The sequence below is a fragment of the Stenotrophomonas sp. AGC87 genome, assembly GCF_057333975.1.
The window spans coordinates 200,619-205,387 of the sequence record NZ_JBHFHW010000015.1 but is presented as its reverse complement, the minus strand read 5'-3'; the positions used below and the strand labels follow the sequence as shown (position 1 = coordinate 205,387).

General features: G+C 67.1%; 5 protein-coding genes. 3 read left to right on the top strand and 2 right to left on the bottom strand.

The window, feature by feature from the left end; all coding sequences use genetic code 11:
• Together msrA and ACE026_RS07035 are read right to left on the bottom strand one after the other, a co-directional pair.
• On the bottom strand, positions 1–406 hold a 406-nt coding region (gene msrA, locus ACE026_RS07040; RefSeq protein ID WP_486038509.1), incomplete at its 3' end, for a peptide-methionine (S)-S-oxide reductase MsrA.
• Between the two features lie 30 nt (positions 407–436).
• A complete protein-coding gene (locus tag ACE026_RS07035; protein ID WP_102789560.1) occupies positions 437–703 on the bottom strand; it encodes a putative signal transducing protein in 267 nt (88 codons plus the stop codon).
• A 395-nt stretch (positions 704–1,098) separates the two neighbouring features.
• On the opposite strand from ACE026_RS07035, the gene ACE026_RS07030 reads away from it, so the two are divergent.
• The 3 genes from ACE026_RS07030 to rlmM all read left to right on the top strand — a co-directional run bounded on the left by ACE026_RS07030 (position 1,099) and on the right by rlmM (position 4,681).
• Positions 1,099–2,847 (top strand): glutamine--tRNA ligase/YqeY domain fusion protein, encoded by a 1,749-nt coding sequence (locus ACE026_RS07030; protein WP_486038504.1) that lies wholly within the window; start codon positions 1,099–1,101, stop codon positions 2,845–2,847.
• A gap of 202 nt (positions 2,848–3,049) precedes the next feature.
• Positions 3,050–3,610, top strand: coding sequence for a nucleoside deaminase (locus ACE026_RS07025; RefSeq protein WP_123728403.1), 561 nt, complete (start codon positions 3,050–3,052; stop codon positions 3,608–3,610).
• A gap of 24 nt (positions 3,611–3,634) precedes the next feature.
• Positions 3,635–4,681, top strand: a complete 1,047-nt coding sequence (gene rlmM, locus ACE026_RS07020; RefSeq protein WP_121042813.1) for a 23S rRNA (cytidine(2498)-2'-O)-methyltransferase RlmM — start codon at positions 3,635–3,637, stop codon at positions 4,679–4,681.
• Positions 4,682–4,769 lie beyond the last annotated feature (88 nt).

Here is a 4,769-nt window from a genome sequence, read left to right as displayed (position 1 = left end):
TGCCGGTGTCGTTGCCCTGGCGCATGCCCTGGGTGGGGTCGTGGCTTTCCCAGAAGACCTGGAGGAGGCGCTCGAGGGGGACGATGGCGGGGTCGTAGACGACCTCGACGATTTCGGTGTGCCCGGTCAGGCCGGAGCAGACTTCTTCGTAGGTGGGGTTCGGGGTGACGCCGCCGGCGTAGCCGACCGAGGTCGAGTAGACGCCGGGGATGGTCCAGAATTTGCGCTCCGCGCCCCAGAAACAGCCCATGGCGAAACGGATCCGCTCCAGGCCGGTGAAGCTGTCTTTCAGCGGGTGGCTGTTGACGTAATGCTGGTTGTGCAGCAGCGGCAGGGGCTGGTCGCGGCCCGGCAACGCTTCTTCCGGGCGCGGCAGGCGCTGCTTGAAGGCGCCGATGCCCAACACACCGTTTCCAATACCCAACATGGCGTTCTCCTAGGCCGGCAACAGGCCGGCGCTTTCGTCTCCGTCGAATATGGGGTCGTCCGGGGCCGCGCCCAAGTCCAGTTGGGCGACGATGTCTTCCGCTTCGGGACGGGCCAGATCGGGGACGCACACGCGCAGGACGCCGAACAGCGGGAGCTCGCCCATGCCGCCCAACAGCGATTCACCGAAGACGAAAGCGGGGATGCCGGCGTCCTCCAGGGCGTGTTTGACCAGATGGGCGTCGAACAGGTTGTCGGCCTGGTAGATCACGTGCATGGGTGGGCTCCGGAGGGCATGGGCCCAGCATACGCCCGGGGACTGAAGGCGTCCCGACCCGCGGCGGTCATCTTCCAGGTGCAGCCGGATCCCGTAGTGCCGGCCGCCGGCCGGCTCCCGATATCGCCGGCACTGTGCAGCGCCAGCCAGCGGCCGGCACTACCGAATCTTTGCCAAGTCATGAGGAGCCGGCCAGCGGCCGGCACTACCGAATGCGTCTGGAGGGGAGCCCCCTGAGTCAGGGGGCGGCGCCGAAGGCGCGGGGGGCTGGGTGATGGTGAGAAGGGGCCCGCGGTTTGCGCAGCAAAACGTGGGGCGACAGCGCGAATGCGGTGGCGCGTCCCCCGACAGGCTAAACTGTTGGTCTTTCTGCCTTTTAACTGCGACCGCGCATCATGTCCGAGCCTACCGCCGCCCCCACCGACGCCCTTCCGGAAGCCCAGGAAAAACGGGATTTCATCCGTCAGATCGTCCGCGAGGACCTGGCCGCCGGCAAGCATGCCGCGATCAAGACGCGCTTCCCACCCGAGCCCAACGGCTACCTGCACATCGGCCACGCCAAGTCGATCTGCCTGAACTTCGGCATCGCCGGTGAGTTCAACGGCGTGTGCAACCTGCGCTTCGACGACACCAACCCGGCCAAGGAAGATCCGGAGTACGTGGCCGCGATCCAGGATGACGTGCGCTGGCTGGGCTTTGAGTGGAACGAGCTGCGCCATGCCTCGGATTACTTCGATGCCTATTACCTGGCCGCGCAGAAGCTGATCACCGATGGCAAGGCGTATGTGTGCGACCTGTCGGCCGAGGAAGTGCGCGCCTACCGCGGCACGCTCACCGAGCCGGGCCGTCCGTCGCCGTTCCGCGACCGTAGCGTCGAAGAGAACCTGGATCTGTTCCGCCGCATGCGCGCGGGCGAGTTCCCGGATGGTGCGCGCACCGTGCGCGCCAAGATCGACATGGCCAGCGGCAACATCAACCTGCGCGACCCGGCCCTGTACCGGATCAAGCATGTCGAACACCAGAACACCGGCACTGCGTGGCCGATCTACCCGATGTACGACTTCGCGCATGCGCTGGGCGATTCCATCGAAGGCATCACCCATTCGCTGTGCACGCTGGAGTTCGAAGACCACCGCCCGCTGTACGACTGGTGCGTGGACAACGTCGATTTCGCCCACCACGATGCGCTGACCCAGCCGCTGGTCGATCGCGGCCTGCCGCGTGAAGCCGCCAAGCCGCGCCAGATCGAATTCTCGCGGTTGAACATCAACTACACGGTGATGAGCAAGCGCAAGCTGATGGCGCTGGTCACCGAACAGCTGGTGGATGGCTGGGAAGATCCGCGCATGCCGACCCTGCAGGGCCTGCGTCGCCGTGGCTATACCCCGGCGGCGATGCGCCTGTTCGCCGAACGCGTGGGCATCAGCAAGCAGAACTCGCTGATCGATTTCAGCGTGCTCGAAGGCGCGCTGCGCGAAGACCTCGACAGTGCTGCCGCACGCCGCATGGCCGTGGTCGACCCGGTCAAGCTGGTGCTGACCAACCTGCCGGAGGGTCACGAAGAAACCCTGACCTTCTCCAACCATCCCAAGGACGAGGCGTTCGGGACCCGCGAGGTGCCGTTCGCACGCGCGCTGTGGATCGAGCGCGAGGATTTCGCCGAGGTCCCGCCGAAGGGCTGGAAGCGCCTGGTACCGGGTGGCGAAGTGCGCCTGCGCGGTGCCGGCATCATCCGCTGCGATGAGGTGATCAAGGATGCCGAGGGCACCATCACCGAACTGCGCGGCTGGCTGGATCCGGAATCGCGCCCGGGCATGGAAGGCGCCAACCGCAAGGTCAAGGGCACCATTCATTGGGTCAGCGCCGTGCACGCGGTGCCGGCCGAGATCCGCCTGTACGACCGTCTGTTCTCGGTGGCCAACCCGGACGACGAATCCGAGGGCAAGACCTACCGCGATTACCTCAATCCGGACTCGCGCCGCACCGTCACCGGCTATGTCGAACCGGCCGCGGCCACTGCGGCCCCGGAGCAGTCGTTCCAGTTCGAGCGGACCGGCTATTTCGTCGCCGATCGCCGCGATCACACCGCAGCCACGCCGGTGTTCAACCGCAGCGTGACCCTGCGCGATACCTGGTCGGCGTAAGCTGGCCCTGGCCGGTGCCAGGCACCGGCCGCCTGATGTCACCTGCGCGACCCTGCCATGGCAGGGCCTGCGCTCCCGCTCCCCTGCGACCGGCGCAGCCCTGCGCCGGCGTGCGCGTGGCCGCGTTCAGCGCGGGCACGGCATCCCTACGTGCGGCCCGATACACTGCCGCTGCGCCATCTTTGAAGAGGTTCATGTCCCGATGCTGTACGCGCAAGTCCATCTCACCCTGCCCGCCTGGATCCACGACCAGATCGATCTGGGCCGTGTCTATCCCGAGGATGCCGACAAGGTCGCGCTGGCGATCGAACTGTCGCGCCTGAATGTCGAGGCGCAGACCGGTGGCCCGTTCGGCGCCGTGGTGTTTGGGCCGGACCATCGCGTGATCGCCGCCGGCGTGAACCGCGTGGTCCCGCATACGACCTCGCTGGCGCATGCCGAGAACATGGCCTACATGCTGGCCCAGCAGCGCCTGCAGACCCCGCGCCTGAACGATGTGCTGTCGCCGATCACCCTGGCGACCTCCTCCCAGCCATGCTGCCAATGCTACGGCGCCACCATCTGGGCCGGTATCGATCGGCTGCTGATCGGTGCCAGCGCACAGGACGTGGAAGAACTGACCCCGTTCGACGAGGGTCCGCTGCCGGCGGACTGGATCGGCGAACTCAACAAGCGTGGCATCGAGGTCGTGCGCGACATCGAGCGCGACGCTGCACGCGCGGTCCTGCGCCAGTACGGAGAGATCAACGGTGCCCATTACTGATATCCGCGCTTCGGGCGCGATGCGATGAGCGGCCTGCTGTGTCTGTGCCGCCAGGGCTTTGAACCGGAACTGGCCGCCGAGCTGTCCGAGCGCGCGGCGTATGCCAACGTGGCCGGCTATGCGCGCACCCAGCGCAATGACGGCTACGTGGTGTTCGTCACCGAGGAAGGCGCGGCGCTGTCCAAGGCGCTGTCCTGGCGCTCGCTGATCTTCGCCCGGCAGAAGCTGCAGGTGCTGGCCGAGCTGCCGCAGCTCGATGCCGCCGACCGCATCACCCCGATCATTGCCGCGCTTCAGGGGCAGCAACGCTTCGGCGACATGTGGGTCGAGCATCCGGACTCGGACGAAGGCAAGCCGCTGGCCGGCCTGGCCCGCGCGTTCGGCAATGCACTGCGCCCCGCGCTGCGCAAGGCCGGCCTGCTGACCGACAAGCCCAACACCGGCCTGCCGCGCCTGCACATCGTCTTCGTCGACGGTCGCCATGCGTTTGTGTGCGTCGCCGATACCCGCGACAGCGCGCCGTGGCCGCTGGGCATCCCGCGCCTGAAACTGCTGCCCGATGCGCCTTCGCGCTCGGCGCTGAAGCTGGATGAAGCCCTGCTCACCCTGATGACGCCGGAAGAGCGCGAGCTGCTGGTCAAGCCGGGCATGCGCGCGGCCGATCTGGGCGCTGCACCGGGTGGCTGGACGTGGGTGTTGACCCGCCAGCACGTCAAGGTGATCAGCGTGGACAACGGCCCGTTGCGCGAGCACGTGCTGGAGACCGGGCTGGTTGAACATCTACGCGCCGATGGCTTCCACTGGCAGCCGGAGACCCCGCTGGACTGGATGGTCTGCGACATGGTCGAACAGCCGCGCCGCGTCGCCGAGCGCATGGCCACCTGGTTCCGCGAGGGCTGGTGCAAGCATGCGATCTTCAACCTCAAGCTGCCGATGAAAAAGCGCTGGGATGAAACCCGCCTGTGCCTGGAGCTGTTCCAGGAACAGGCCGGCAAACCGCTGCACCTGCGCGCCAAACAGCTGTATCACGACCGCGAAGAAATCACGGTACTGGCTTCGCCGCTGCGCTGACCCACGCGCACCACCGGTAGCGGCGGGGCATGCCCGGCTGGCCGCGCAACGCGCGGCAATGATCGAAGCACGCGCCGGGCATCCGGCG

Coding starts and splice junctions, on each gene's coding strand:
- ACE026_RS07030 (WP_486038504.1), top strand. CDS start 1,099: ATGTCCGAGCCTACCGCCGCCCCCACCGACGCCCTTCCGGAAGCCCAG.
- ACE026_RS07035 (WP_102789560.1), bottom strand. CDS start 703: ATGCACGTGATCTACCAGGCCGACAACCTGTTCGACGCCCATCTGGTC.
- rlmM (WP_121042813.1), top strand. CDS start 3,635: ATGAGCGGCCTGCTGTGTCTGTGCCGCCAGGGCTTTGAACCGGAACTG.
- ACE026_RS07025 (WP_123728403.1), top strand. CDS start 3,050: ATGCTGTACGCGCAAGTCCATCTCACCCTGCCCGCCTGGATCCACGAC.